Below are 23,560 nucleotides of genomic sequence, written 5' to 3' on the forward strand. Positions count from 1 at the left end.
ATCAGTCCTGATTCATTTGCTGCTGGTGTTTCAGCATCTGTTCCATCATAAGCTGCATCTGGTTCATGCGGCTTTCCATCATTTTCATACGCTGCTCACTAGCCATACCACCAGCACCGGTATGATGTTCACTGTGATGGCCGGAATATTTCCTGCCCTGGCTGTTCATCATTTCCTCATGATGTTTTTTCATGTCCGGGTTGTTCATCATTTCTTCATGATGATTCTTCCTGCCCTGACCGTCCTTCATTCCCTGGCCATTGTTCATCATGCCCTGGCCATTTTTCATCATTCCCTGACCCATCATGTTCCGGCCCTCCAACTCCTGGCCCATCTTGTCCTCGCCCATCATGCCCCGCCCCATCATGCCCTGGCCCATCATGCCACCACGCATCATGTCCATATGGTTCTGCATGAATTCCATATGTTTCTCGCGAATTTTCTGACGCTCGGCGTCGGATTCGGCATTCCGCATTTCCTGCATCATGCCCTGCATTCTCGACATATTTTCCTGCATTTTCTGCATCTGTTCCTGGTCCATCATTCCGGCGTGGGGCATTTGCCCGGAATTGCTCTGGGCCAGACCCAGAACGGGTGCGGCTGCCAGCATGGAGCAGGCGATCAAGCGGCTGAATCTGTTCATGAATTTCTCCTTTGAGTAAGCACAGAATCGTTATGTTTTATTAAACACCACAGTCGAGCCAGGACTCGGATCCTGAAACCTGTTTAAAAGTAGAACACATCGACCTTAAGCGGAACTGAAATTACATCATTCGCTCCCTGTTGCTTCAGGTTTCGGAGAGCCCCCGGCTTTTCCACAGCTAGTAAGCGACAGGAATAACCAGCAATGCCAGCATGACCGCGGAAATCATGCCTCCGTCCATTGGCGCCGCGATCCGGTCCATAACTTCAGACCCTGTACCGGTACCCGCCAGATCTCCAGCCAGAACAGACGCAACTATGCTCAATCGCCCGGGTGATCCGGAGGTGAGGTTTTACAGAATCAGATCGCCTTGATTACCTCAGCGAGCATATCCCTGACTTTACCCGCCACCGTTTTGAGCTCTTCATTTTCAATGGCAGCCATGGAAGCAACTGGGTCAACTGCACTGACTTCCACACCTTCCGCCACTTCCCGCAGGATGACGTTGCAGGGCAACATGGCACCCACCCGGGGCTCCAGACCGATAGCTTCCCATGCCATTTCCGGGTTACAGGCTCCCAGAATCCGGTATCCAGACATGTCCCTGTCCAGCTTTTTTTTCATCGTGGCTTTGACGTCAATTTCAGTCAGAATCCCGAAACCGCGCTCGCTCAGGGCGTGGCGGACTCTTTCGTCGACGTCCTCAAAGTTTGCATTGATGACTCGGTCCATTGTGTAAGACATAAAAACTCCGTGGTATTCAGATTCAGCTTTACCGGGTGTTATGAAGCAGGTCACCTGACCTCGCCAACTCGGCCTCAGTTTTCAGACCAAACACCTTACGCATAAAAGATGCCGCCGGGCAAAAGCCTGTGAAGGACTGTTGAAACAGATTGGCACCCACAAAGACGGTCAGCCAGACAAATCCCGGATGAACCAGGTAGGTCAGGGCGACGGATAGCAAGATCATGAAACCGGCAAAAGCGGTAACGGCATTTTCAAGACTCATAGCGGCCTCCTCGGCAGTCGTATTCATAAAATATTCTTGATTTCTAAATTAGCAACCTTGAATATAAAGACCACGACGGGCTACGTCAACCTCAGGACCAATTTAGAATCTTCTAATTCTTATTTTTCTAATTAAGAAATACCTAAATTAGTAGTCTTGACATTTCCCGGGATTTTCAGTCTAGTGAACGCAATAAATCCTGAGCCAAGAGCGCAGTCATGAATGCCATTACGTCGGGTATCGATGAATTACAGGCCCACAGCCGGGATGCGGCGGACCTTCTCAAACTGTTGAGCAATGAGCACCGGTTGATGATCCTGTGCATACTCGGGGAAGCCGAGATGTCGGTCGGAGATCTGAATGAGCGTATTCCGCTGAGCCAGTCAGCGCTGTCCCAGCATCTTGCCAATTTGCGCCGGGCCGGCCTGGTGTCGACTCGCAAGGAGTCCCAGACGGTGTATTACTGTCTGCAGGGAGACAGAGCCCTCCGGATCATCCAGGTGCTGCAGTCTATTTATTGCCCGCAATTTCGGACTGACTGACCGAGATGGCCATCACCAGCATCCACAGCCAGTGACCTGCCCACATTGCATGGCCATACATATTGCCGTCCGTCATGTGCAGATCCCCGGTATCTGATCAGTGATGGAGTTGATGGAATTGCTCATGACCCCGACCCGCTCAGGTCGGAATCAGAACATAATCCGTGCACCAACAACGGCAAACCAGTCCTCTGTGCCGCCACCGGAATTTCTGGACAGGTCCGCTGTATCACCGTATTTACGCTCGTGAGCCACACCAATGTAGGGTGAAAAGGCACGATCGATCAGATCGTAGCTCAGTCGCAGGCCAAGCTCTGTGGAATTAAGCCCTTTGCCGACACCAATCTCCCTATCTTCGGAAAACGCCACCATGCTTTCGAAGGTTGCCGACACAATCCAGTAGTTGGTAATCAGCAATTCATACTCCGCCTCGAAGTCTAAAGATGCGTCGCCTTCATTGCTGACGTACAGGTTGCTATCCACTTCAAACCATTGCGGCGCAAGACCGGTCAGCCCCAACACCCCGTAAACCCGATCCTGCCCTTCCGGAGTATCTATCCGGATGCCGGCTTTCGCATCCCAGAATTCATCCACCGGGATCTGGGCAACGAACTGGTTTTCCAGAGTCTCCCAGGCGTTGTGGGCTTGTTCCCATTCGCCGGTGAAAAGCCAGCGGAACTTGAGCTCATCAGTGCCGTAAAAGGCATCACTTTCGATGACGGCCACTTCCTCGTCTGAATCGCTGTAGCGGTACTCAAGCTTTTCGGCGGAAAAGCCCCAGACGGTTCTGGCAGTCTGGGTTTCCTTGGCCGGGTCTTCCTGCGCCATGGTCGGAGCCGCCAGCCCGGTTGCTGTCAGCGCCAGCCCCAACACAGAAACCGTCAACCGACTCATGAGTCGCCTCCCTGTTGCCCGACCGCACTGTCAGGGCCGCCTTCAACGACAATTTTACGGAACATGCCGGAAGCTGCGTGGTAGGACAAATGACAATGGAACGCCCACTGTCCCGGCGCATCCACTTCCGTTTCCATGTAAACAGTGGTGGCCGGTGCCACGCTGATCACGTGCTTGATGGGGTTCCACTTATCTGCACCCACATCCAGGATCGACCACATACCATGCAGATGCATCGGGTGAGTCATCATGGTTTCGTTAACGAATTTGAAGCGGACCCGCTCGCCGTATTGCAGCACAACCGGGTCGGCGTCTTCATATTTGACGCCGTTGATACTCCACTCGTAGCGTTCCATGTTGCCGGTCAGACGCATCTCAATTTCCCGGGTCGCTTCACGGTGTTCATAAAGCGGTCTCTGGGCCCTCAGGTCAGCATAGGACAGGAATTTACCGCCGTTGCTGGCACTGGGCATCAGCCCGCTGCCCTTGGCATAGAAGGGATCGGACCCCTTCTTTCCCATCTCCATGTCGCCATGGTTCATGCCGCTGTGATCCATTCCGGCCATTTCTTCCTGATTCATATCCCCATGGTCCATGCTGGCCATGTCGCCGTGATCCATGTGCCCGGCCATATCGGCCATGGTCAGCAAGGGGGCTTCACGCATTTCCGGTACCTCCGCCGTCATGCCTTCCCGGGGTGCAAGAGTGCCCAGGGCATAGCCCGAACGGCCCATGGATTCGGCAAAGATGGTGTAGGCTTTTTCATCCCGTATGCGAACAATCACATCATAGGTCTCTGCCACGCCGATACGAAACTCATCCACGTTCACCGGCTGAACATTGTTGCCGTCGGCCTGGACGACCGTCATTTCCAGCCCGGGAATGCGCACATCGAAATAGGTCATGGCGGAGGAATTGATAAAGCGCAGGCGAACCCGGTCACCCTTTTCAAAAAGCCCGGTCCAGTTCTGTTCCGGCCCCTTGCCGTTGATCAGCGCGGTGAAGCCCTGCACGTCCTCAACATCCGCCTTCATCATGCGCATGTCGCCCCACATCATCCGGTCTTTCAGCGTTGCCATGAAGCCATTTTCAGCAGACTCACTGAAGAAATCGCCAACAGTTTGCTGCTGCCGGTTGTAGTAGTCAGGGGACATTTTCAGGTTCCGCATGATGCGGTCACCGGAATGGGGGTGTTTGTCGGTCAGCTGAACCACATATTCACGGTTGTAGCGAAACGGCTCGCGCCCCTCGGGCTCAATAGCGATGGCGCCGAAAGCCCCGTCCGGCTCCTGGAAACCGGAGTGACTGTGAAACCAGTAGGTTCCGGCCTGAACAATCGGGAATTCGTAGGTAAAGGTTTCACCCGGATGGATACCGGGGTAGCTGATACCGGGCACACCGTCCTGGTCAAACGGGAGAATCAGCCCGTGCCAGTGAATGGATGTCATCTCATCCAGATTGTTGGTGACATGGATCCTGACGGTTTCACCTTCCTTGAAACGCAACACCGGCCCCGGGGATTTGCCGTTATAGCCGATACCCTGTTTCACAAAGTCACCGGTATCAATAGTGACCCGGTCAACTGTCAGGTGGTATTCGCCGGCAATAGCCAGCGCTGGCATCACCAGGGCCAGAAGCATCGTCATCAGCTTTATTCTCATACACCGCACTCCAGACTGCACAACAGGAAAATCGGACTCACCTGAAATTAACCTCGCCGTACATGCCGGCCTGGTAATGCCCCGGCACATTGCAGGCAAATTCAACATTGCCTTTACCAGTGAAGTTCCAGACCACCTCCCGGACCTCACCCGGCTCCAGCAGCACACTGTTGGGATCGTCATGTTTCATGGAATGGCCATCGCCCATATCCATTGCCATCATCTCCCTGTTGAGCTTGCCGCCCTGGATAACACCGTGCTCGACCATCATCTGCATTTCCTCCTGATGGGCTTCGTGCATATCCGGGGTACCAATGTTGAACTCGTGAACAAGGCTGCCCTTGTTCTCCACCACAAATCGCACGGTCTCACCGGGCTTGACCTCGATGGACTCCGGTTCGTAATAGTTGTCATGCATTTCCACATTGATGGTTCTGTCAGCCTTCGAAGCATCGCCGGGTTTACCGATGTTGACGCCGTGCCCGTGCCCATGCCCGTCGCTGTGAGCACCTGCGGCAAAAGCCGATGCAGATACCGTCATTGCCGCGGTAAAAATCAGAAACTTTGATACAGTCATGCCGTCTACTCCTGTGAAATAATGAGCGTTAACACGCCTGGTGGTCTGCCTGAAGCCCGAGCAACCCCCCGGAAACAATCTACACCATCAAACATGAACCTGAATTCTTTCTGAAAATGACGAATTTTTTATTGTTCAGAGTGTTCAGCGACACTGACGAAGCTGTCAGGGCCCGATAGGACAGATCCATGCGTTTACTGCTTGTCGAAGATGACCGTTTACTGGCTGAGGGCCTGAGCAGCCAGCTCGAAAAAGCGGGCTTCAGCGTTGATACCACCCATACCACCAAAGAGGCCCTGGTCCTGGCTGAGCAGGAAGATTACCGCGCGGTGGTTCTGGATCTGGGCCTGCCGGATGGCAATGGCCTGGACGTGCTGAGAAAATGGCGCACAAACGGTGTCAGTTTTGCAGTGCTGATTCTGACCGCAAGGGGTGACTGGCAGGATAAGGTCAATGGCCTGAAAGCCGGAGCCGACGACTACCTGGCCAAACCTTTCCAGACCGAGGAACTGATCGCCCGCCTCAACGCCATCGTGCGCCGAAGCGAAGGCAGGGACCATTCCGTGGTGAAGGCTGGTCGTGTCGAGCTGGATGAGAATCGCCAGAGCCTGACGCTGGACGATGGCACCCAACACAGCCTCACCGGCACCGAATTCCGGCTGTTGCGCTGCCTCATGAGTCGTCCCGGCCAGGTGTTCTCGAAAGAACAGCTTATGGAACAGCTTTACAATCTTAATGAAAATCCCACCGAGAACGTCATTGAAGCCTACATTCGCCGGCTGAGAAAACTGGTGGGCACCGAGACTATTTCCACCAGGCGTGGCCAGGGGTATCTGTTCAATGACGTGGTTTAGAGAGCCGGCGTCTGTCAAAGGAACCCTGCTTACCCTGCTGCTGCCGGCAAGCATCGCCCTGATGGCTGTGGCATGGCTGGTCCACGGCTTCCTGCTCGACCGGATGGCATGGAATTTCGTTGAAACCCGGCTCAAGGACGAAGTCGCCTTTCTGGAACACCAGATTCGCGAGTCAGACGGCAACCTGGACCTGTTGCAGACCGGCGACTATTTCCAGGAAGTCTTCCATCACGCTTTTGCCATTCACTCACCCTCCCGCACACTTATCTCGCCAGACACCTGGGCGCCGCTGCTCAGGCCGCTGATCGACTCCGGGACCGAGGGTACCCTGCGGATAAGCGATGCCGAAGCTGCCGACGCGCCTGCCGAGATTCTTGCCTACCGGAAATCATTCCGGGTCAACGACACACCCATTGTCGTTATTGTCTCCGAGGACCTGGACGCCCTGAGCCGCAGCCAGGCAGAACTCCACGTCTGGACGGCCGTTGTCTCCGTTCTGCTGATCATGCTCCTGGTCGCGGTGATCTGGTTCGGGATCAACCTGTCGCTACGCCCCGTTGTTACCCTCAAGGCAGCCCTGAAACGACTCCAGGATGGCAAAATCTCACGGATCGATGTCCAGGCCCCCGAGGAGTTCCACCCTCTGGTGCTTCAGCTCAATCAGTTGCTCGATTCTCTGGACCAGCGCCTGGACCGCTCAAGAGATGCCCTGGCTAATCTGTCCCACAGTGTGAAAACCCCGATTGCGGCGGTCAGGCAGATTCTGGCGGACAGTGACCGCCCGCTTACCGGGGAACTCCGGCGCCAGATGGCAGCCCGGCTTGATGACATCGACCGGCAACTGGAAGCAGAAATGCGCCGCAGCCAGTTTGCCGGACCCCAGGTCGGCAAAAGCGCTTACCCTTTTAAGCAGGCGCGGGACCTGCTGTGGATGCTGGGTCGGCTGTACCCGGAAAAATCGTTTGAACTGTCGAGCACTCTGCCCGAGGAAAGCCGCTGGCCGATTGAGGAGCAGGATCTCAATGAAATACTGGGAAACCTTATCGATAATGCTGGCAAATGGTCCCGGCACTGCGTGGAGCTTTCGCTGGAACAGGACAATGATAAAACCCGCATAACTGTCACTGACGACGGACCCGGCGTCAGAAAAAGCGAGATAGCCTGTCTGGGGCAGCGGGGATTGAGACTCGACGAACAGATTCCGGGGCATGGGCTGGGCCTCGCTATCGTCCGGGAAATCGTCGCGCGTTATCACGGCAAGATCAGCTTCTCGACCGGATCAGGCCGCGGCTTACAGGTACTCGTTGAAATCTAGGACGCCGGTTGCCGCCGCGCAAAGTGCACAGCCTCTGATCGGGTGTTAAAGTAAAAGGGTGACCATTAAAAATGTTAACTCTTTAGCCACCAGAACATCAGGGAGCTGAAAAATGACTGCAACCGAAGATAACCAGCCATTTCTGTCCGATATCAAGAACATCCGGGAGCGCGCCCGCGCCAACATGCGCGATGGTGCAGTCACCGGTGGCTACACGGCCGACCGCGAAACCGTGATCAGGATTCTCAACGAGGCACTGGCAACCGAAATTGTCTGCGTGCTGCGTTACAAGCATCACTACTACGCCGCTGACGGACTCAATGCCGAAGCGGTGGCGCAGGAGTTTCTCGAGCATGCCCAGCAGGAACAGGAGCACGCCGACCAGATTGCCGAACGTATTGCCCAACTGGGTGGCAAACCGAATTTCTCACCAGACAGCCTGTCCACCCGCAGTCACTCCGAATACATTGAGGGCGATACGCTGAAGGAGATGATTCAGGAAGACCTGGTAGCAGAACGCATCGCCATTGACAGCTATCGCGAGATTATCCAGTACCTGGGCGAGAAAGACCCCACCACACGCCGGATGCTGGAAGAGATTCTCGCGGTCGAGGAGGAGCACGCCGACGATATGGCCAGTCTGCTGCAGGATTACGCCTGAGGTTAGCTGAACACCAGAGCAATCATTACCGGAATAAACGCCAGCGCAAACAGGGTACTGAGCAACGCAGTACCCGCAGCCTGGCGCGGAGAGACATTCAACAGCGTCGCAATAACCACGGTATTGGCCGCAATTGGCGTAATCGAGATCAGAAATATTGCCTGGTGCACAGCCTGGCCATACACCCCGAACCAGTTTGCATCCAGCCACCAGAACACCAGCGCCGTCAACGGCCACGACACAAACTTCCCGAAAAACGCCAGCGCAGTGAAGCGGAAATTGCCGGCCAGCCCCCGCATCGACAGAATGCCCATACCGATAATCATCATCCCCAGAACGCTGTAGGCGCCCCGCAGGTTGTCAAACAGCGGCACAAACACTTCGGGAATGGAAAATCCGGACAGGTTCAGGGGCACACCTATCACAAAGGCATAGACGGAAGGTAAACGCACCACCCGCACCAGAGCATCGCCAAGGCTGTATCGACCCCTGGCCGCCAGATAGAAGCCCAGGGAGTTTTCGAACAGGGTCGAGCCCAGCATGCAGACGATATAGAGCGCCAGACCCTCCTGACCAAACAGCAAAAGGGCAACAGGAATACCGAAGTAGCCGGTATTACCCGTGCCCACCGCCAGCGGCATCAGGTTGGCGCTTTCATCCCGGATCACGCGCCTGGCGACGGCCAGGTGCAGTACTCCCAGCACTGAACTCAGGGTGAATGTCAGTACTGGCAACAGGATCACGGCGGGGGACAAAGGTGCCGCCATTATGCCGGAAAACACCACCGAAGGCGTCACGATGTAGAGCATGATGCCGGCAATATGCCTGCCGCTTGCCTCAAGATAGCGGCCGGCCACCCAGCCCAGGGCAACCGTTACGTATAGCGGCAGGAGTTTGATGAACAGAGCCAGCGCTGCAGACATGGGTTCTCCGGGACCGGACCTTGGAAGTAAAACCCCTCATTCTGACACAGGGTGGATCTGGTGTGCCTGGTATTGAGATTCAGCCTGGACTTCCGCCAGGTGTTACCAGCTTTCAGAGGCTGCCTGATGCTTGTCCCCGCTATGGGTTATAACAGCAAACCAATGGACGACCCATCATAGATACCCAGATTTGAGTAGACAGCGCACAAAAAAAGGTTGTCTGACATATATCAATGTTTACCCGGTTAAAGAGGATGAATCTAGGGCAACCCTGCGAATTCAGGGAGGGAGCCTGATGAGATCCCCCACAGCTCAGGCTCCGTATCTTCGTTGCTCCGCCGCCCTGAAAAATTACGGTCTGCGGCTGCACGAATAATAAGAAAGGAGGTACCATGTTCAGAATGTCCCGCTACATCAAGAGCCTGATGAATCCTGCTCCATTGGGCCCGCTCCCGCAACCGACCGGTCCGGTGGTGATCTGGAACCTGACTTCCCACTGCAATCTGACCAGCAACCACAGCTACTCAACCTCCGCCGACGACGATTTCAGGAACGAACTGAGCACCACTGAGATTTACACCGTGATGGAGGACCTCAAGGCTTTTGGCGTCCCGCGGTTGATTCTGTCCGGCGGCGAACCACTGCTGCGCCCGGACATCTTCGAGATTTCCCATCGCGCCAAAACCATGGGTTTCTATGTCGGCGTTTTCACCAGTGGCACGCTGATCACCGAAGAAAACATCGGCAGGATTGCTGAGGTCGGTTACGACTATGTTGGCATCAGCCTCGACGGTCTGGAAAAAAACCACGACGAGTTCCGGCAGCAAAAAGGCGCATTCAAAGCATCCCTGGAGGCTGTGGACCTGTGCAAGCAGGCAGGCATCAAGGTGGGCCTGCACTTTTCACTGACCCGGGACAACTTTCTGGAACTCCCGGCAGTGCTGGCTCTGGTCGATGAGCACGAGATCGACACATTCTGCCTGTCCCACCTGAACTACTCGGGCCATAGTAGTCGAAACCGGAAACATGATGCCTGGTACAACATGACGCGGCAAGCCATGAGACTGATGTTTCACCATTGCCAGCAGGAGCTTCAGCGAGGCGTGGAGCGGGAATATGTGACCAGCAACAACGACGCCGACGGACCCTTCCTGATCGAGTGGGCCAAGCAGCATTACCCGGATCAGGTCGGCGCTCTGGAGCAGCGCCTGCAAAACCGGGGCGGGAACTGCGCCGGCGTCAATATCGCCAATATCGACAGCCTGGGCACGATTCATCCGGATAGCTTCTGGTGGGACTTCAGCCTGGGCAACGTCCGCCAGACTCCCTTCTCCAGAATCTGGCCTGACCCTTCTGACCCCCTGCTGTGGGATCTGCGACAGCATCCGCGACCGGTCAAGGGGCGCTGTGCCAGCTGTAAATACCTCAGCATGTGTAACGGTAATACAAGGATAAGAGCCTACAAAAAATCCGGCGATGTCTGGGACGAGGACCCCGGCTGTTACCTGACCGATGAGGAAATAGGTGTCATCGAGACCCCCCGGCCTATGGTCATCCCGGTTACCGAAATCAGGGCTCGCAACTTGTTGTGAAGAGGCCAGCCACCGAGCAGGGCATCAGGCTACATCCTGATGCCCTCAGGGGTGCTCGCAGTCTGATCAGCTCTGGCACTATCAGCCGAACAGGCTGACCGCCAACTCTGCCACATGCCTGCCCTGGTAGCGGGCAATAGTCAGTTCTTTTTCGCTGGGCTGACGCGATCCGTCACCACCGGCGATCGTTGAGGCACCGTAGGGCGTGCCGCCACTGACTTCGGAAATATCAAAGAACTCGGGAATACCGTAACCGAGTGGCACAATGACCATGCCGTGGTGCGCCAGGGTTGTCCAGAAGGAACTGATGGTGTGCTCCTGGCCGCCACCGGTGCCCGTCGATGTAAACACGCTGGCTAGCTTGCCATGGAGTTTACCCTGGGCCCAGAGACCGCCAGTCTGATCCATGAATGTACGCATCTGGCCCGCCATGTTGCCGAAACGCGTGGGCGTGCCAAAAATAACGGCGTCATAATCGGCCAGCTCTTTCGGATCTGCCACCGGTGCGTCCTGCTGCGCTTTTCCACCCGCATCAAGAAAGGCCTGATCCGCCATGGTTTCCGGAACCCGCTTGACCGTCACATTGGCGCCAGAAACGCCTTTCGCACCTTCGGCCACGGTTCTGGCCATGGTTTCCATATGGCCGTACATTGAATAGTAAAGTATCAGTACTTTCGCCATTTTCGCTTCTCCTTCAAATCGCTCGATATCAACTGATGTGAGTCCCGCTTACGCATTCGGCGGCACTGTGGCTATCAGCTCTGTGCTGGTCTGCTGCTTACGCCCTGGCTGGCATACAGCTGGTTGTGCTGTTCCGAAGCAGCCCACAACGGGGAAAATGAATGGCTACCCCTAATGCGCCAGTCGCCAATATTTTCTACCCCATCAGTGGTACTAACATTCTAAACATCTGATTTTAAATAACTACTAACAGATTTTTTCTGACTTCGCGGAAACCTGAAAAACAAACACCAACTGGCCGTCGGCGTCCTTGACATTTATCATGTTTGCTGGGCACCTTCCGTTTGCAGAATGGTCTTTATAGCCCTCATGCATTACCGCCTGGTTCCAGGACAGCCGGCACAGGAGCAGTTATCGTGGGACCGAGCGTTGCCAAAGCTGAACAGTACCGGGCACTGGGTCTATCAACCTTTGCCTTCACCTTATGCTTTGCGGTCTGGACCATTTTTTCCATCATCGGTATCAGAATTCGCCAGGAGTTCGGGCTCTCGGACACCCAGTTGGGGCTGCTGATGGCGACCCCCATCCTGACCGGCGCCATCAGCCAGTTGTTCCTCGGCATCTGGACCGACCGCTATGGTGGTCGCTGGGTGTTCGGCGTGCTGATGCTGGCCACGGCGGCATGTGTTTACCTGCTCACGTTTGCCAACAGCTACCTGATGTTACTGGTGGGGGCCATTGGAGTAGGTCTCGCCGGTGGTTCCTTTATTGTCGGCATAACCTATATCGCCGCCTGGTTTGGGCGGGAGCATCAGGGCGCGGCACTGGGGAGCTTTGGTTCAGGCAACGTGGGGGCTGCAGTCACTCACTTTGGCGCCCCTTTCCTGCTCGTGGCTCTAGGCTGGCAGGGCACTGCCCGGGTCTATGCCGCGATATTGGCCATTATGGGCGTAGTGTTCATTGTTCTGGCCAGAGCCGATCCCCTGGCAAGGGAGCGCGCCGGTAAACAGAACCGGTCCTTGACCGGACAGCTGGCGCCGCTGAAAGAACTGCGGGTATGGCGTTTTGCGCTCTATTATTTCTTTGTATTCGGCGCGTTTGTCGCGCTCGCACTGTGGCTGCCCCACTACCTGATCGGTGTTTATGAACTGGATATCCGGACCGCTGGCATGATTGCCGCGTTCTATACCATTCCGGCCTCCCTGTTCTGGCTACTCGGGGGCTGGATGTCAGATCGCTACGGCGCCCGCAGGGTAATGTACTGGACATTCATTGCTTCTGTGGTCTGCACTTTCCTGCTCAGCTACCCGCCGACCGAATACGTGGTGCACGGCATTGATGGCGACCTCCGTTTCTTCCTGCAAATCGACCTGATTTCATTCGTGGTACTTGTATTCATTCTCGGTTTTTTCATGTCCCTGGGGAAAGCGGCGGTGTTCAGTCACATACCGGTGTACTACCCCAACCATGTGAGCGCTGTTGGCGGAGCCGTCGGCATGATCGGTGGCCTCGGGGGATTTGTTTTGCCCCTGAGCTTCGGGGTGCTGAATGACATCACCGGAATCTGGCAGAGCAGTTTCATGCTGCTGTTCGTGACTGTGGCCACAGCGCTGGCCTGGATGCATTATGCCATCCGCTCTGCAGAAAGGGCGGAATGGACCGCCCGGGAGACCAAGACCGACCTGCCGGAGCTGGCATCACCGTATCTTTTCTATCCCCTGAACAGGCCTTCAAAAGGGCTTGTTGACAGCCAGGTGGAAAATCGCGGTGATCTGTACCAACGCCAGAACTGAGGCAATTACCCGTACCCGCAAGCTCCGTGTTTCCTTCATGGCAAACATGCCAGCCACAATGTAGCCAACAAGCAGGAAAATCTTCGCTGTCAGCCAGCCATGCACAAAGGGCATCCAGGGTGTTACAAACAGCAGGCTGATGGCAGCGAGCAGCAGAACCGTGTCATTGGCGTGTGGAATCCAGCGCAATGGAGTCTCACGCCAGTTCGGCCTGCCCACGGCATCCAGCAGCAAGCGCAGGGAAAACAGCACCACCGTGAGATAGGCGGCCATCGTGTGAATGCTGTTCAGGGCCAGATAGCTGCTCATAGATAAAACCTTCAGAAATCAGATTGAACCACGCAGTGAAAGCATAACAGGGGCATTGTAGGCAGAAATTTCGCCTGTTGATATGTCACTGCCGTTAACATTTATATATCATATATCTTTTTCAGGACCGTCGGTGGAGTAATTTTCATGCAGGCTATTCCCGCATCCGGAATCAGAAGCGGTGCAAGCATCCGTCAGTTGTTCAGCTACCCCTTCCGCATATTTTTCCTGTCCCTGACGGTACTGGCCATGCTGGCTGTCCCGGTCTGGGTTTTGCAAGCCAATGGTACCATCCAGTTGCCGCTGGCTCTGCCCGGACTGTTCTGGCACCAGCATGAAATGCTGTTCGGTTTCCTGTCTGCCGCCATTGCCGGTTTTCTGCTGACAGCCGTGTGCGTCTGGACCCAGACCGAGCGCACCCATGGACTGCAACTCGTTGTGTTGTGGGGCGTCTGGCTTGCCGGCCGGGTTTTGCTGGCGGTCGGGGCCGACCTGCCGGACTGGCTGGTTCACGGCGTCAATTTTGCCTTTCTGCCCCTGGTGATGCTGGATGCCGGTCGGCGCATCTGGCGCGCGGGGCAGCAGAAGCAACTGATGATCCTTGCGGTACTCGCGCTGTTCTGGCTGATGCAGATCAGTTTTGTGGTCCGCCTCGAACCCACGTTCAGCTACGGCGCACTGATCATGGCGATGGCGCTGATCAGCATTATTGGCGGCCGAATCACCCCGGCTTTCTCTTCTGGCTGGCTTCGTCAGCGCGGGCTGGATGGTGGGCAGATCAAGGTGGTACCGGCGCTGGATGTGGCCACGCTTGCCAGTATGGTGTTGCTGATGGCCGCACTGGTTTCCGGCTGGCAGACGGTGACGGCCATTCTGGCGGCGACCGCCGCTGTGCTGATGCTGGTGCGCCTTGGCGGGTGGAAGGGCTGGTTGTTCCGCACGGAGCCGCTGCTATGGATGTTGCACCTGGCTATTCTCTGGGTGCCGGTAGCCCTGCTTCTGCTCGCCGGATCGATTCTGGCCGGCTGGCCCGGCAGCGCCTGGGCACATGCCGCCGGTACGGGGGCGATCGGTTGTCTGGTTCTCGGCGTTATTGCCCGGGTAACACTTGGTCACACCGGTCGTCCGCTGGTTCTGCCCGGGGGCATGGTCACTGCGTTCATCATGATTCAGCTGGCCGCCCTGGTAAGGGTGATTACGGCTTTTGACGCCATACCCTGGTCTGCCGGCACCGGCATCAGTGCCCTGTTATGGGTGCTTGCTTTCGGTGTTTTCCTGGTCCGCTACGCCCGGATGCTGGCGTCACCGCGCGCCGATGGGAAAGCTGGCTGAGGCAGACAGCGAGTTGTCGCTATCCAAGCGGACCCGCTCCCTTTAAGATTCAGGCTCCGGGATCTTGTTGGAGCCAATTCTTCATGTCACCTCAGCCAGCCAGTGCAAGCAGATTTGCGCAACTGCGACGCATCGAGTCCAGCCCGTTATTCCAGACGGCGGTAATCAGTATCATCATTCTTTCGGCGCTTACCATCGGCGCCAAGACCTATGAGTTGCCGCCCCTGGCTGAAAAATCCCTGAGTCTGATGGATACCGGCATCACGCTTTTCTTCCTGCTCGAGATTCTGTTCCGGTTTACCGCCTGCCCCAACAAAAAGCGTTTTCTGATGGACGGATGGAACCTGTTTGACACGCTGGTAGTGGTGGGCAGCCTGATTCCGCTGGACAATTCTGATGCGGTACTGCTGGGGAGACTGTTGCGGGTTTTCCGGGTACTGCGGCTGGTGTCCGTGGTGCCGGAACTGCGATTTCTGATCAACTCACTGCTCAAAGCCATTCCCCGCATGGGCTACATAGCGCTGTTGATGTTCATCATCTTTTATATCTATGCAGCCATGGGTTCCATGTTTTTCGCCAATGTGGATGAGGAACTCTGGGGCGACGTTGCGATTGCCATGCTTACCCTGTTCCGGGTGGCCACGTTCGAGGACTGGACCGATGTGATGTACGCTACCATGGAGTCATACCCGCTGAGCTGGATCTATTACCTGACATTCATCTTCCTCACCGCTTTCGTATTCCTGAACATGATGATCGGTGCCATTCTGGAAGTCATGAGCGAAGAAAAAAGCGCAAAAGACGCCCAGCAGGCTCATGCCGAGCGGGACGAAATCACCCGGCAGTTGCAGACGGTTCAGGAGCAGTTGAAAGAACTGACGAAACAGATATCCGAAAAGCCCGGGGGCCGGAGCCCCCCGGCTTCCTAGTGTCCCGTCGGGTTGAACCGGAGCGGCATTGTGGGTAAAAAAACGCCCTTCGCGACTGGAAATCCTGCAGCCCCGGGGGCAGACTGCAACCAATGGTCAATAGCCTTTTGCGTGATTAACGCTAAAGTAAAAGAAACAACCATGTAACAGGGACAACTTTAATATGACCCCGGATCACTTTGATAAGGCCGACCTTGAAGCCTGTGGTCAAGGCACCCTTTTCCCCGGGAAGATGAGGCTGCCGGTCAGAGAAATGCTGATGATGGATCGCGTCACTCACATCAGTGACAGTGACGGCCCCTATGGCAAGGGCAGCATAGTGGCAGAACTCGACATCCATCCTGACATGTGGTTTTTCAAAGTGCATTTTGTGGATGACCCGGTCATGCCCGGCTGCCTGGGGCTGGATGCCATGTGGCAACTGGTGGGTTTTTTCCTGGCAGCAACCGGAGGTGAAGGCAAGGGCCGCGCCCTGGGATGCGGGGAAGTGAAATTTTCCGGCCAGGTGCTGCCCACCGCCAAACTGGTGCGTTACCATCTTGATATCAAGCGGGTGATACGTCGCAAGCTGACAATGGCTATTGCTGACGCCCGGATGGAAGTGGATGGCCGCGAAATATACACCGCCCGGGATCTGAAAGTGGGCATGTTTACTTCTACCGATGATTTTTAGGAGCGATGAAATGCGTCGTGTTGTCGTTACCGGTATGGGCATTGTGTCCAGCCTTGGAACCAATCAGAAAGAAGTCACCCAATCGCTGAAGGAATCGAGGTCCGGCATTGGTCTGAGCCAGGAAGCTGTCGATAACGGCCTGCGCAGCCACATCTGTGGCCAGATAAATCTGGATCTGCCAAACCTGATCGACCGCAAACTCATGCGTTTCATGTGCCCGGCGTCCGCATACTGCTACCTGTCCATGCAGGAAGCCATTGAACAGGCCGGGCTGACGGATGAGCAGATTCGCGCCCATTCCACCGGTGTTATTACCGGTGCCGGCGGCGCCTCGACCGTAGAGTTGATGGACGCGATTGATACCCACCGCGAACGCGGCATTCGCCGGGTCGGCCCCTATCGCGTCCCGCGCACCATGGGCAGCTCAATCAATGCGACCCTGTCCACCGCCTTCGGGATTACCGGCGTGAACTACGGCATTACCTCTGCCTGTGCCACCAGCGCGCACTCTATCGGCCATGCGGCTGACCTGATTGCCCTGGGCCGACAGGACGTCATGTTCGCGGGCGGCGGCGAAGATATCCACTGGACCCTGAGCCTGATGTTTGACGGCATGGGGGCCTTGTCCACCAAATACAACAGCACCCCCGAACTGGCCTCCCGCACCTACGACGCCAGCCGTGACGGCTTCGTAATCTCTGGCGGCGGCGGCATCGTTGTGCTGGAAGCCCTTGAGCACGCGGAAGCGCGCGGGGCAAACATTCTGGCGGAACTGGTCGGCTTCGGCGCCACTTCTGACGGTGCCGACATGGTTGCCCCCAGTGGTGAAGGCGCAGTCCGCTGCATGCAGCAGGCCATGAAAGGGCTGGATGAAGACATCAGCTACATCAACACCCATGGCACCAGTACACCGGCGGGTGACGTCACCGAACTGCAGGCCCTCAAACAGACCTTCGGTGACCGGATACCGCCCCTGAGCTCCACCAAACCCCTGTGTGGCCATGCTCTGGGTGCTGCTGGTGTGCATGAAGCCATCTACTGCATCATCATGCAGCGCGGTGATTTCATCGCACCGTCAGCCAACATCGAGGAACTGGATGAAGGTGCCAGGGGCTACCCCATTGTCCGGGAACGCCAGGATAACGTGAAGCTGCCTCTGGTAATGAGCAACAGCTTCGGTTTCGGCGGAACCAACGGCACCCTGGTGCTCAGGAAGACCTGACCTCGTGCGCACCCCGGCCATGTCGGTCCCGGCCGACATAGCCGGGGCCCATAAACCGCTTTATTACTGCCGGGCGACCCGGTCTTGCGTTAGCTTCCCGCCTGCACCCGAACTGCGAATAACAACCGACACAGCCCGGCCGGACAGTCGGGACCTCTGGCCCTTCGTATTCTGGTGCCCGATTCGGGTATACTCGGTACAAACTCACTTTAATACCTGACTAATTTACTCAGGTATTGTATACTGGGCCAAATGATGCAGCGGATATCGCATTTTATTATGTTTTTGCGATTGAATCCGTCATCCAGAAAGCGGTTGCAGGGCGTAACCTAATCGAACCTGCAAAAAAAACAGGGCCACCAGAACCCTCGATGAGAGATACGGAGCGACGATCATGGCGACCACCGATAAAGAGGTGAACGAGCTGGTCAGACGGGAATACGAACACGGTTTCGTGACCGAGATTGAGTCTGACACCTTTGAACCCGGGTTGAACGAAGACGTGATTGCCCGCCTTTCCGGCATAAAAAAAGAGCCGGAATGGATGCTTGAGTGGCGCCTGAAGGCCTATCGTCGCTGGCAGGAAATGGAAGAGCCGGACTGGGCGCACGTGGGTTACCCGAAAATCGATTACAACTCGATTTCCTATTACTCCGCGCCCAAACGCCCGGAGGACATGCCCCAGAGCCTGGACGAGGTGGACCCGGAGCTGCTTCGCACCTATGAAAAGCTGGGCATCCCCCTGCACGAGCGGGAAAAGCTGGCGGGCGTTGCTGTCGACGCAGTTTTCGACTCGGTCTCGGTAGCAACCACCTTCAAGGAGCCGTTGGCCAAGGCGGGGGTGATCTTCTGCTCCATTTCCGAGGCTATCCAGGATTACCCGGAACTGGTCAGAAAATATCTCGGTTCCGTGGTTCCCGCTGGCGACAACTTCTTCGCTGGCCTGAACTCTGCGGTCTTCTCTGACGGCACTTTCGTTTACGTGCCCAAGGGCGTGCGATGCCCCATGGAGCTGTCCACCTATTTCCGCATCAACGCGGCCAACACCGGGCAGTTCGAACGTACCCTGATCATTGCTGAAGACAGCAGCTATGTAAGCTATCTGGAAGGCTGCACCGCGCCCATGCGGGACGAGAATCAGCTTCATGCTGCGGTGGTGGAACTGGTCGCCCTTGACGACGCCCAGATCAAATATTCCACCGTTCAGAACTGGTATCCCGGCGACGAAAACGGCAAAGGCGGTATCTTCAACTTCGTCACCAAACGCGGCGCCGCCATTGGCAGGAATTCGAAGATCTCCTGGACCCAGGTCGAGACCGGCTCTGCCGTTACCTGGAAGTATCCGAGCTGTGTGCTGCGTGGTGATAACAGCGTCGGCGAGTTCTACTCGGTGGCGCTGACCAACAACTACCAGCAGGCCGATACCGGCACCAAGATGATCCACCTGGGCAAGAACACGTCCAGCACGATCATCTCCAAGGGTATTTCCGCCGGAAAAAGCTCGAATGCCTACCGTGGCCTGGTGAAATTCGGCCCCGGGGCAGAGGATGCGCGCAACTACACCCAGTGTGACTCGCTGCTGATCGGTGACCGTTCCGGCGCCCACACATTTCCGTATATCGAAAGCAAGAACAAATCGGCCATCGTCGAACACGAGGCAACAACCTCCAAGGTCAGCGACGAGCAGATGTTCCTGTGCCGCCAGCGTGGTATCGACCCTGAACAGGCGGTTTCGATGATTGTGAACGGCTTCTGTAAAGAGGTGTTCAAGGAGCTGCCGATGGAGTTTGCGGTGGAAGCTGGCAAGTTGCTGGAAGTCAGCCTTGAGGGGTCGGTTGGTTAATCTGGTTTTGCCCCGCTGAATCCGGTGCAGTCAGCGAGCAGATGGGGCTTCCCGGGACACGCTGTAAATACATCCATGTACGCTCCGCAAAAACATCCATGTTTTTGAGGGTCCCGGAAAGCCCCACCTGCTCACTTCCCCGGGCATTAGAGGGGCATCAGGCAAGAACACAGACAGAAGCGAAAGCGCAGAAACCGGGCCGTTATATGTTGGACGGCAAACACAAAAGTATACGGAAGCCATCGGGCAGGGCCTTCCGGGATCGTCAAAATCAGGGATGATTTTGTCGAGCTTACATGGATGTACTTGCAGCGTATCCCGGACGGGCCTGCCCGATGGCTGACTCCCCCAAGGTTAAGTACAGGACCCAGGGCGAGCACAAGAATTCAGACGGTTAAAAGAGAGAAGCTACAAATGCTGAGCATCAAGAATCTGCACGCATCCGTTGGGGGTGAAGAAATTCTCAAGGGCATCAACCTGGAAATCAAGGCCGGGGAAGTCCATGCCATCATGGGGCCCAACGGCTCGGGTAAAAGCACCCTGTCACAGGTATTGGCAGGCAGCGAGAGCTTCGAGGTTACCGCCGGTGAGATTACCCTGAACGGTGAAAATCTGCTGGAACTGGCTACCGAAGAACGCGCCCGCGAAGGTGTGTTTCTGGCGTTCCAGTACCCGGTCGAGATTCCCGGGGTCAGCAATCTGCAGTTCCTGCGTACCGCCGTCAATGCCATGCGAACACACCATGGCGAGCCGGAAATGAACGCGGCTGAATTCATGAAACATGCGAAGGAAGTATCCAGGCAGGTCGACCTTGACCCGGCATTCCTCAAGCGCGGCGTGAACGAAGGCTTCTCCGGCGGTGAAAAGAAGCGCAACGAGATCCTCCAGGCACTGTTGCTTCAGCCGAAGCTGGCGATTCTGGACGAAACCGACTCCGGGCTGGACATCGACGCCCTGCAGGTCGTCTCCCGCGGCGTCAACGCCCTGCGCGCCGAGGACCGGGCCATCCTGATGGTGACCCACTATCAGCGCCTGCTTAACCACATAGTGCCGGATTACGTTCACGTTCTGGCCGGTGGCAGAATCGTCAAGTCCGGCGGTCGCGAGCTGGCTCTGGAGCTGGAAGAACGCGGCTACGGCTGGCTTGGCGTGAAAGACGAAGAAGCCACAGCCAGCTAAGGAGGACGCCGAATGAAGTCAGCACCAACGCTTTCCAGCGCCTTTCTTGAGCCGGCCGGCAGCCACCTGCCCGGGCCCTTGCTCGAATTGCGCAGACAACGCGGTACGGCAATTGTGGATATGCCATTGCCAACCCGCCGGACCGAGAACTGGAAGTATTCCAGCCGTCACCTGAAGCTGTCGGATGAGTTGGCAGCTTCCCTGCCCGCTTCCGGCCAGCAGGGTGCCAGCCTTTCCATGCCGGGCTACCGTGTGGTCTTCCATAACGGCATCATGATACCGGAAGCCAGCGACTTTCCGGATATTGCGGGCGTACTCATTCAGCGCTTCTGCGATCTTGACGACGACGAAGCCGCAGCACTTGCCGAGCGCCTGGACAACACCCTGGACAACCACGCTGTGCAGATGGCGAGGTTGAATTCGGCGCGTTTCGAGGATGGCCTTTACATCCGGCTGGATAAAGAAGCCGTGCTTGATCAGCCGCTGTTCATTATCCACGAGGTGAACGCCTCCTCGGTCGGTTCCGCCTATCCCCGCATTTACGTCGATGCAGCAAGGCACAGCCAGATGACACTGGTGGAGGAATATATCTCCAGCGGCACCGAGCCGGTGATGGTCAACACCGTTACCGAATTCGTTCTGGCGGAAGGTGCCCAGGTCACCGGGGTGCGGCTTACCGCCGAGGGTGAAAGCGTCCAGCACATTGGCGCCACCGGCGTTCGCCAGGCTGCGACATCGCGCTTTGAAAGTCACTGCGTCGGCTTCGGCGGACCGCTTCGCCGCCATGACCTGCGGGTGAGCCTGGAGGGTGAAGGCGCCAGCTGCAAGCTCAACGGCGTGGTTGTCACCCAGGGCAAACAGCACTACGACAACCATACTTCCATTGAACATGTGGCAGCCCACTGCGATAGTGAGGAAACCTATCGCAACATTGCCGCTGACGAGTCTCATGCCGTTTTCAACGGGCGCATCCACATTCATCAGGATGCCCAGAAATCCAACGCCAATATGAACAACAAGAACCTGTTGCTTTCCACCGGCGCAGAAATCGACACCAAGCCCGAGCTGGAAATCTACGCCGACGACGTCAAGTGCGCCCACGGCGCCACGATTGGCCAACTGGACAAAATCTCGTTGTTCTATCTGGTCTCCCGTGGCATCGGCCGCCGTGAAGCCAACACCCTGCTGACCATGGCGTTTATCAACGAACTGGTTGAGCAGATTCCGGTGGAAGCGGTTCAGGGTGCCGTGCAGCTTCGGCTGAACGACTTTTTCAACCAGGCGTTTCAGGAGGTCTGAGCGGTTATGAACGATCTTTCCATGGCCAGAACAGCGCCCAAGGCAGGTTTTGATGTCAATGCGGTGCGCAGGGATTTTCCGATCCTGAGCCAGCAGGTCAACGGCAAGCCGCTGGTGTACCTGGATAACGGAGCGTCGGCCCAGAAACCGCTGACCGTGCTTGATGCCATGGATCGCTATTACCGTGAAATGCATTCCAACGTGCACCGTGGCGCCCATACCCTGGGTGATCGGGCGACCACTGCTTTCGAAGGTGCACGGGAGACCGTGCGGGCGTTCCTGAATGCCGGCAGCACTGAAGAGATCATCTGGACCCGCGGCACCACCGAGGCTATCAACCTGATCGCCAACGGCCTGGCAGCGCGCCTGAAGCCGGGCGATGAGATCCTGCTCAGCCATATGGAACACCACGCCAACATCGTGCCCTGGCAGATGATTGCCGAGCGCACGGGCGCGACGGTGATTCCGATTCAGGTGACCCCTGCGGGCGAGCTTGATCTGGATTCGTTCAACAGCCTGCTCGGCGAGAAAACCAGGGTTCTGGCACTGACTCACGTATCCAACGTGCTGGGCACCATCAACCCGGTTGCCTCGTTGATCAAGCAGGCAAAAGCCCGGGGCGTGATTACGGTGATTGACGGCGCCCAGGCGGTGCCGCATTTCCAGCCGGATGTGCAGGCACTGGGATGCGACTTCTACATGTTTTCCGCCCACAAGCTGTTTGGCCCCACTGGCGTTGGCGCTCTCTACGGCAGGAAACAACTGCTGGAGGAAATCCCTCCGTATCAGGGCGGCGGCGAAATGATCGAGCGGGTAACCTTCGATCGCACTACATGGAATGTCCTGCCCTACAAGTTCGAAGCCGGCACCCCGCCCATTGCCGAAGCCGTGGGTCTTGGTGCTGCCATAGAATACCTTGGCGGCCTTGATCGCGCAGCCATGGAAGCATCGGAAGAAGCCCTGCTGACCCGGGCGAATGAGCTGGTCGAGACAGTACCGGGCATGCAGGTTATCGGCACCGCGAAACACAAAGTACCGGTGATGTCCTTTAAAATCGAAGGCCTGCACCCCAGTGATATAGGCACACTGCTGGACCAGCAGGGCATCGCCATTCGCACCGGCCATCACTGCGCCATGCCGCTGATGGATTTTTACGGGGTTCCCGGTACAGCCAGGGCGTCCTTTGCGTTTTACAATACTATCGCAGAGGTGGAGCAACTCTTTACGGCGCTGCAAAAGGTCCAGCGCCTGTTCGCCTGATGGAGGTGGAAACATGACAGCCGAAGTCTATACACCAACCGTTGCCGTCACCATGACGCCCAGCGCGGTGAAACACGTACGCAAACAACTCGACAAGAAGCCCGAGGCCAAAGGTATCCGCCTGGCCATCAGGAAAAGCGGATGCTCCGGCTTCAAGTATGAAACCCAGTGGGTGGAAGACATTGGCGCAGACGACAAGGTGTTCCATATCGACGGTGTGGATCTCTTCGTAAAAGCCGAGCACCTGCCGCTGGTGAACGGCATCGAGATCGATTTTGTGACCGAAGGGGTGAACTCGGTATTCCAGTTCCGGAATCCCAATGCCACTGCCGAGTGTGGCTGCGGTGAGAGTTTTACGGTGGCCTGAGG

General features: G+C 56.5%; 25 protein-coding genes. 15 read left to right on the top strand and 10 right to left on the bottom strand.

All coding sequences use genetic code 11. From position 1 onward, the window contains the following. Position 1: 1 nt before the first annotated feature. From VJ956_RS02815 to VJ956_RS02830, 4 genes are all read right to left on the bottom strand, one after another. Positions 2 to 643 (bottom strand): hypothetical protein, encoded by a 642-nt coding sequence (locus VJ956_RS02815; RefSeq protein ID WP_324081424.1) that lies wholly within the window; start codon positions 641 to 643, stop codon positions 2 to 4. A gap of 178 nt (positions 644 to 821) precedes the next feature. Next, on the bottom strand, positions 822 to 968 hold the full coding sequence (locus VJ956_RS02820; RefSeq protein ID WP_324081426.1) for a hypothetical protein: 147 nt from the start codon (positions 966 to 968) through the stop codon (positions 822 to 824). 35 nt (positions 969 to 1,003) lie between these two features. Further along, positions 1,004 to 1,387: a DUF302 domain-containing protein gene (locus tag VJ956_RS02825; protein ID WP_324081428.1), complete on the bottom strand. Its 384-nt coding sequence runs from the start codon at positions 1,385 to 1,387 to the stop codon at positions 1,004 to 1,006. Between the two features lie 28 nt (positions 1,388 to 1,415). Then, positions 1,416 to 1,652, bottom strand: coding sequence for a DUF2892 domain-containing protein (locus tag VJ956_RS02830; RefSeq protein WP_324081429.1), 237 nt, complete (start codon positions 1,650 to 1,652; stop codon positions 1,416 to 1,418). Between the two features lie 218 nt (positions 1,653 to 1,870). Between VJ956_RS02830 and VJ956_RS02835 the strand changes: the two genes are divergently transcribed. Continuing rightward, positions 1,871 to 2,194, top strand: coding sequence for a metalloregulator ArsR/SmtB family transcription factor (locus tag VJ956_RS02835; protein ID WP_324081431.1), 324 nt, complete (start codon positions 1,871 to 1,873; stop codon positions 2,192 to 2,194). Between the two features lie 150 nt (positions 2,195 to 2,344). Here VJ956_RS02835 and VJ956_RS02840 read toward each other — a convergent pair whose 3' ends face one another. The 3 genes from VJ956_RS02840 to VJ956_RS02850 are packed head-to-tail and all read right to left on the bottom strand — an operon-like array spanning position 2,345 to position 5,326. Continuing rightward, positions 2,345 to 3,088: a copper resistance protein B gene (locus tag VJ956_RS02840; protein WP_324081433.1), complete on the bottom strand. Its 744-nt coding sequence runs from the start codon at positions 3,086 to 3,088 to the stop codon at positions 2,345 to 2,347. Next, positions 3,085 to 4,749, bottom strand: coding sequence for a copper resistance system multicopper oxidase (locus VJ956_RS02845; protein WP_324081435.1), 1,665 nt, complete (start codon positions 4,747 to 4,749; stop codon positions 3,085 to 3,087). Before VJ956_RS02845 ends, VJ956_RS02840 begins: the two co-directional genes overlap by 4 nt. 37 nt (positions 4,750 to 4,786) lie before the next feature. Beyond that, the gene (locus tag VJ956_RS02850; protein WP_324081437.1) at positions 4,787 to 5,326 is read right to left on the bottom strand and encodes a cupredoxin domain-containing protein; all 540 of its coding nucleotides are present in this window, start codon (positions 5,324 to 5,326) and stop codon (positions 4,787 to 4,789) included. Between the two features lie 188 nt (positions 5,327 to 5,514). Between VJ956_RS02850 and VJ956_RS02855 the strand changes: the two genes are divergently transcribed. The 3 genes from VJ956_RS02855 (at position 5,515) to VJ956_RS02865 (ending at position 8,156) form a co-directional block, all read left to right on the top strand. Next, a complete protein-coding gene (locus VJ956_RS02855; RefSeq protein WP_324081439.1) occupies positions 5,515 to 6,180 on the top strand; it encodes a response regulator transcription factor in 666 nt (221 codons plus the stop codon). Continuing rightward, the gene (locus tag VJ956_RS02860) at positions 6,167 to 7,495 is read left to right on the top strand and encodes an ATP-binding protein (protein ID WP_324081440.1); all 1,329 of its coding nucleotides are present in this window, start codon (positions 6,167 to 6,169) and stop codon (positions 7,493 to 7,495) included. The genes VJ956_RS02855 and VJ956_RS02860 overlap by 14 nt, the downstream gene beginning before the upstream one ends. Positions 7,496 to 7,607: 112 nt before the next feature. Further along, positions 7,608 to 8,156 (top strand): ferritin-like domain-containing protein, encoded by a 549-nt coding sequence (locus VJ956_RS02865; RefSeq protein ID WP_324081442.1) that lies wholly within the window; start codon positions 7,608 to 7,610, stop codon positions 8,154 to 8,156. 2 nt (positions 8,157 to 8,158) lie between these two features. On the opposite strand, the gene VJ956_RS02870 is transcribed toward VJ956_RS02865, so the two are convergent. After that, positions 8,159 to 9,079 (bottom strand): AEC family transporter, encoded by a 921-nt coding sequence (locus VJ956_RS02870; RefSeq protein ID WP_324081444.1) that lies wholly within the window; start codon positions 9,077 to 9,079, stop codon positions 8,159 to 8,161. 392 nt (positions 9,080 to 9,471) lie between these two features. Between VJ956_RS02870 and nirJ the strand changes: the two genes are divergently transcribed. Beyond that, complete coding sequence (gene nirJ / locus VJ956_RS02875) at positions 9,472 to 10,671, top strand: heme d1 biosynthesis radical SAM protein NirJ (RefSeq protein ID WP_324081446.1); 1,200 nt, start codon at positions 9,472 to 9,474, stop codon at positions 10,669 to 10,671. Between the two features lie 81 nt (positions 10,672 to 10,752). Here nirJ and wrbA read toward each other — a convergent pair whose 3' ends face one another. Beyond that, on the bottom strand, positions 10,753 to 11,352 hold the full coding sequence (wrbA, locus tag VJ956_RS02880; protein ID WP_324081449.1) for an NAD(P)H:quinone oxidoreductase: 600 nt from the start codon (positions 11,350 to 11,352) through the stop codon (positions 10,753 to 10,755). A 416-nt stretch (positions 11,353 to 11,768) separates the two neighbouring features. On the opposite strand from wrbA, the gene VJ956_RS02885 reads away from it, so the two are divergent. Further along, positions 11,769 to 13,145, top strand: coding sequence for a nitrate/nitrite transporter (locus VJ956_RS02885; protein ID WP_324081451.1), 1,377 nt, complete (start codon positions 11,769 to 11,771; stop codon positions 13,143 to 13,145). On the opposite strand, the gene VJ956_RS02890 is transcribed toward VJ956_RS02885, so the two are convergent. After that, positions 13,083 to 13,454: a SirB2 family protein gene (locus tag VJ956_RS02890; protein ID WP_324081453.1), complete on the bottom strand. Its 372-nt coding sequence runs from the start codon at positions 13,452 to 13,454 to the stop codon at positions 13,083 to 13,085. The two genes, VJ956_RS02885 and VJ956_RS02890, sit on opposite strands and share 63 nt — an antisense overlap. Positions 13,455 to 13,601: 147 nt before the next feature. Between VJ956_RS02890 and VJ956_RS02895 the strand changes: the two genes are divergently transcribed. The 9 genes from VJ956_RS02895 (at position 13,602) to VJ956_RS02935 (ending at position 23,558) form a co-directional block, all read left to right on the top strand. Further along, positions 13,602 to 14,786, top strand: a complete 1,185-nt coding sequence (locus VJ956_RS02895) for an NnrS family protein (protein WP_324081455.1) — start codon at positions 13,602 to 13,604, stop codon at positions 14,784 to 14,786. A gap of 83 nt (positions 14,787 to 14,869) precedes the next feature. Then, positions 14,870 to 15,715, top strand: coding sequence for an ion transporter (locus tag VJ956_RS02900; protein WP_324081458.1), 846 nt, complete (start codon positions 14,870 to 14,872; stop codon positions 15,713 to 15,715). A 163-nt stretch (positions 15,716 to 15,878) separates the two neighbouring features. Then, positions 15,879 to 16,388, top strand: coding sequence for a bifunctional 3-hydroxydecanoyl-ACP dehydratase/trans-2-decenoyl-ACP isomerase (gene fabA, locus VJ956_RS02905; RefSeq protein WP_324081460.1), 510 nt, complete (start codon positions 15,879 to 15,881; stop codon positions 16,386 to 16,388). Positions 16,389 to 16,398: 10 nt separating this feature from the next. Further along, positions 16,399 to 17,610: a beta-ketoacyl-ACP synthase I gene (gene fabB, locus VJ956_RS02910; RefSeq protein ID WP_324081461.1), complete on the top strand. Its 1,212-nt coding sequence runs from the start codon at positions 16,399 to 16,401 to the stop codon at positions 17,608 to 17,610. A gap of 394 nt (positions 17,611 to 18,004) precedes the next feature. Then, the gene (gene sufB / locus VJ956_RS02915; protein ID WP_324081463.1) at positions 18,005 to 19,453 is read left to right on the top strand and encodes a Fe-S cluster assembly protein SufB; all 1,449 of its coding nucleotides are present in this window, start codon (positions 18,005 to 18,007) and stop codon (positions 19,451 to 19,453) included. A gap of 414 nt (positions 19,454 to 19,867) precedes the next feature. Then, positions 19,868 to 20,632 (top strand): Fe-S cluster assembly ATPase SufC, encoded by a 765-nt coding sequence (sufC, locus tag VJ956_RS02920; RefSeq protein WP_324081465.1) that lies wholly within the window; start codon positions 19,868 to 19,870, stop codon positions 20,630 to 20,632. A gap of 12 nt (positions 20,633 to 20,644) precedes the next feature. Beyond that, on the top strand, positions 20,645 to 21,931 hold the full coding sequence (sufD, locus tag VJ956_RS02925) for a Fe-S cluster assembly protein SufD (protein WP_324081467.1): 1,287 nt from the start codon (positions 20,645 to 20,647) through the stop codon (positions 21,929 to 21,931). A gap of 6 nt (positions 21,932 to 21,937) precedes the next feature. After that, entirely contained in the window at positions 21,938 to 23,191 is a 1,254-nt protein-coding gene (locus tag VJ956_RS02930; protein ID WP_324081469.1) for a cysteine desulfurase, read from the top strand. 13 nt (positions 23,192 to 23,204) lie between these two features. Then, complete coding sequence (locus VJ956_RS02935) at positions 23,205 to 23,558, top strand: iron-sulfur cluster assembly accessory protein (protein WP_324081471.1); 354 nt, start codon at positions 23,205 to 23,207, stop codon at positions 23,556 to 23,558. Positions 23,559 to 23,560 lie beyond the last annotated feature (2 nt).

It is taken from the genome of Marinobacter sp., from assembly GCF_035268745.1.
GTDB lineage: Bacteria > Pseudomonadota > Gammaproteobacteria > Pseudomonadales > Oleiphilaceae > Marinobacter.

What these genes read in the sequence shown, in the direction of transcription:
- fabB (WP_324081461.1), top strand. Translation starts at nt 16,399, where the DNA reads ATGCGTCGTGTTGTCGTTACCGGTATGGGCATTGTGTCCAGCCTTGGA.
- VJ956_RS02855 (WP_324081439.1), top strand. Translation starts at nt 5,515, where the DNA reads ATGCGTTTACTGCTTGTCGAAGATGACCGTTTACTGGCTGAGGGCCTG.
- VJ956_RS02895 (WP_324081455.1), top strand. Translation starts at nt 13,602, where the DNA reads ATGCAGGCTATTCCCGCATCCGGAATCAGAAGCGGTGCAAGCATCCGT.
- nirJ (WP_324081446.1), top strand. Translation starts at nt 9,472, where the DNA reads ATGTTCAGAATGTCCCGCTACATCAAGAGCCTGATGAATCCTGCTCCA.
- VJ956_RS02840 (WP_324081433.1), bottom strand. Translation starts at nt 3,088, where the DNA reads ATGAGTCGGTTGACGGTTTCTGTGTTGGGGCTGGCGCTGACAGCAACC.
- VJ956_RS02860 (WP_324081440.1), top strand. Translation starts at nt 6,167, where the DNA reads ATGACGTGGTTTAGAGAGCCGGCGTCTGTCAAAGGAACCCTGCTTACC.
- fabA (WP_324081460.1), top strand. Translation starts at nt 15,879, where the DNA reads ATGACCCCGGATCACTTTGATAAGGCCGACCTTGAAGCCTGTGGTCAA.
- sufD (WP_324081467.1), top strand. Translation starts at nt 20,645, where the DNA reads ATGAAGTCAGCACCAACGCTTTCCAGCGCCTTTCTTGAGCCGGCCGGC.
- VJ956_RS02865 (WP_324081442.1), top strand. Translation starts at nt 7,608, where the DNA reads ATGACTGCAACCGAAGATAACCAGCCATTTCTGTCCGATATCAAGAAC.
- VJ956_RS02850 (WP_324081437.1), bottom strand. Translation starts at nt 5,326, where the DNA reads ATGACTGTATCAAAGTTTCTGATTTTTACCGCGGCAATGACGGTATCT.
- VJ956_RS02935 (WP_324081471.1), top strand. Translation starts at nt 23,205, where the DNA reads ATGACAGCCGAAGTCTATACACCAACCGTTGCCGTCACCATGACGCCC.
- VJ956_RS02845 (WP_324081435.1), bottom strand. Translation starts at nt 4,749, where the DNA reads ATGAGAATAAAGCTGATGACGATGCTTCTGGCCCTGGTGATGCCAGCG.
- sufC (WP_324081465.1), top strand. Translation starts at nt 19,868, where the DNA reads ATGCTGAGCATCAAGAATCTGCACGCATCCGTTGGGGGTGAAGAAATT.
- VJ956_RS02825 (WP_324081428.1), bottom strand. Translation starts at nt 1,387, where the DNA reads ATGTCTTACACAATGGACCGAGTCATCAATGCAAACTTTGAGGACGTC.
- VJ956_RS02890 (WP_324081453.1), bottom strand. Translation starts at nt 13,454, where the DNA reads ATGAGCAGCTATCTGGCCCTGAACAGCATTCACACGATGGCCGCCTAT.
- VJ956_RS02830 (WP_324081429.1), bottom strand. Translation starts at nt 1,652, where the DNA reads ATGAGTCTTGAAAATGCCGTTACCGCTTTTGCCGGTTTCATGATCTTG.
- VJ956_RS02815 (WP_324081424.1), bottom strand. Translation starts at nt 643, where the DNA reads ATGAACAGATTCAGCCGCTTGATCGCCTGCTCCATGCTGGCAGCCGCA.
- wrbA (WP_324081449.1), bottom strand. Translation starts at nt 11,352, where the DNA reads ATGGCGAAAGTACTGATACTTTACTATTCAATGTACGGCCATATGGAA.
- VJ956_RS02900 (WP_324081458.1), top strand. Translation starts at nt 14,870, where the DNA reads ATGTCACCTCAGCCAGCCAGTGCAAGCAGATTTGCGCAACTGCGACGC.
- VJ956_RS02930 (WP_324081469.1), top strand. Translation starts at nt 21,938, where the DNA reads ATGAACGATCTTTCCATGGCCAGAACAGCGCCCAAGGCAGGTTTTGAT.
- VJ956_RS02870 (WP_324081444.1), bottom strand. Translation starts at nt 9,079, where the DNA reads ATGTCTGCAGCGCTGGCTCTGTTCATCAAACTCCTGCCGCTATACGTA.
- sufB (WP_324081463.1), top strand. Translation starts at nt 18,005, where the DNA reads ATGGCGACCACCGATAAAGAGGTGAACGAGCTGGTCAGACGGGAATAC.
- VJ956_RS02835 (WP_324081431.1), top strand. Translation starts at nt 1,871, where the DNA reads ATGAATGCCATTACGTCGGGTATCGATGAATTACAGGCCCACAGCCGG.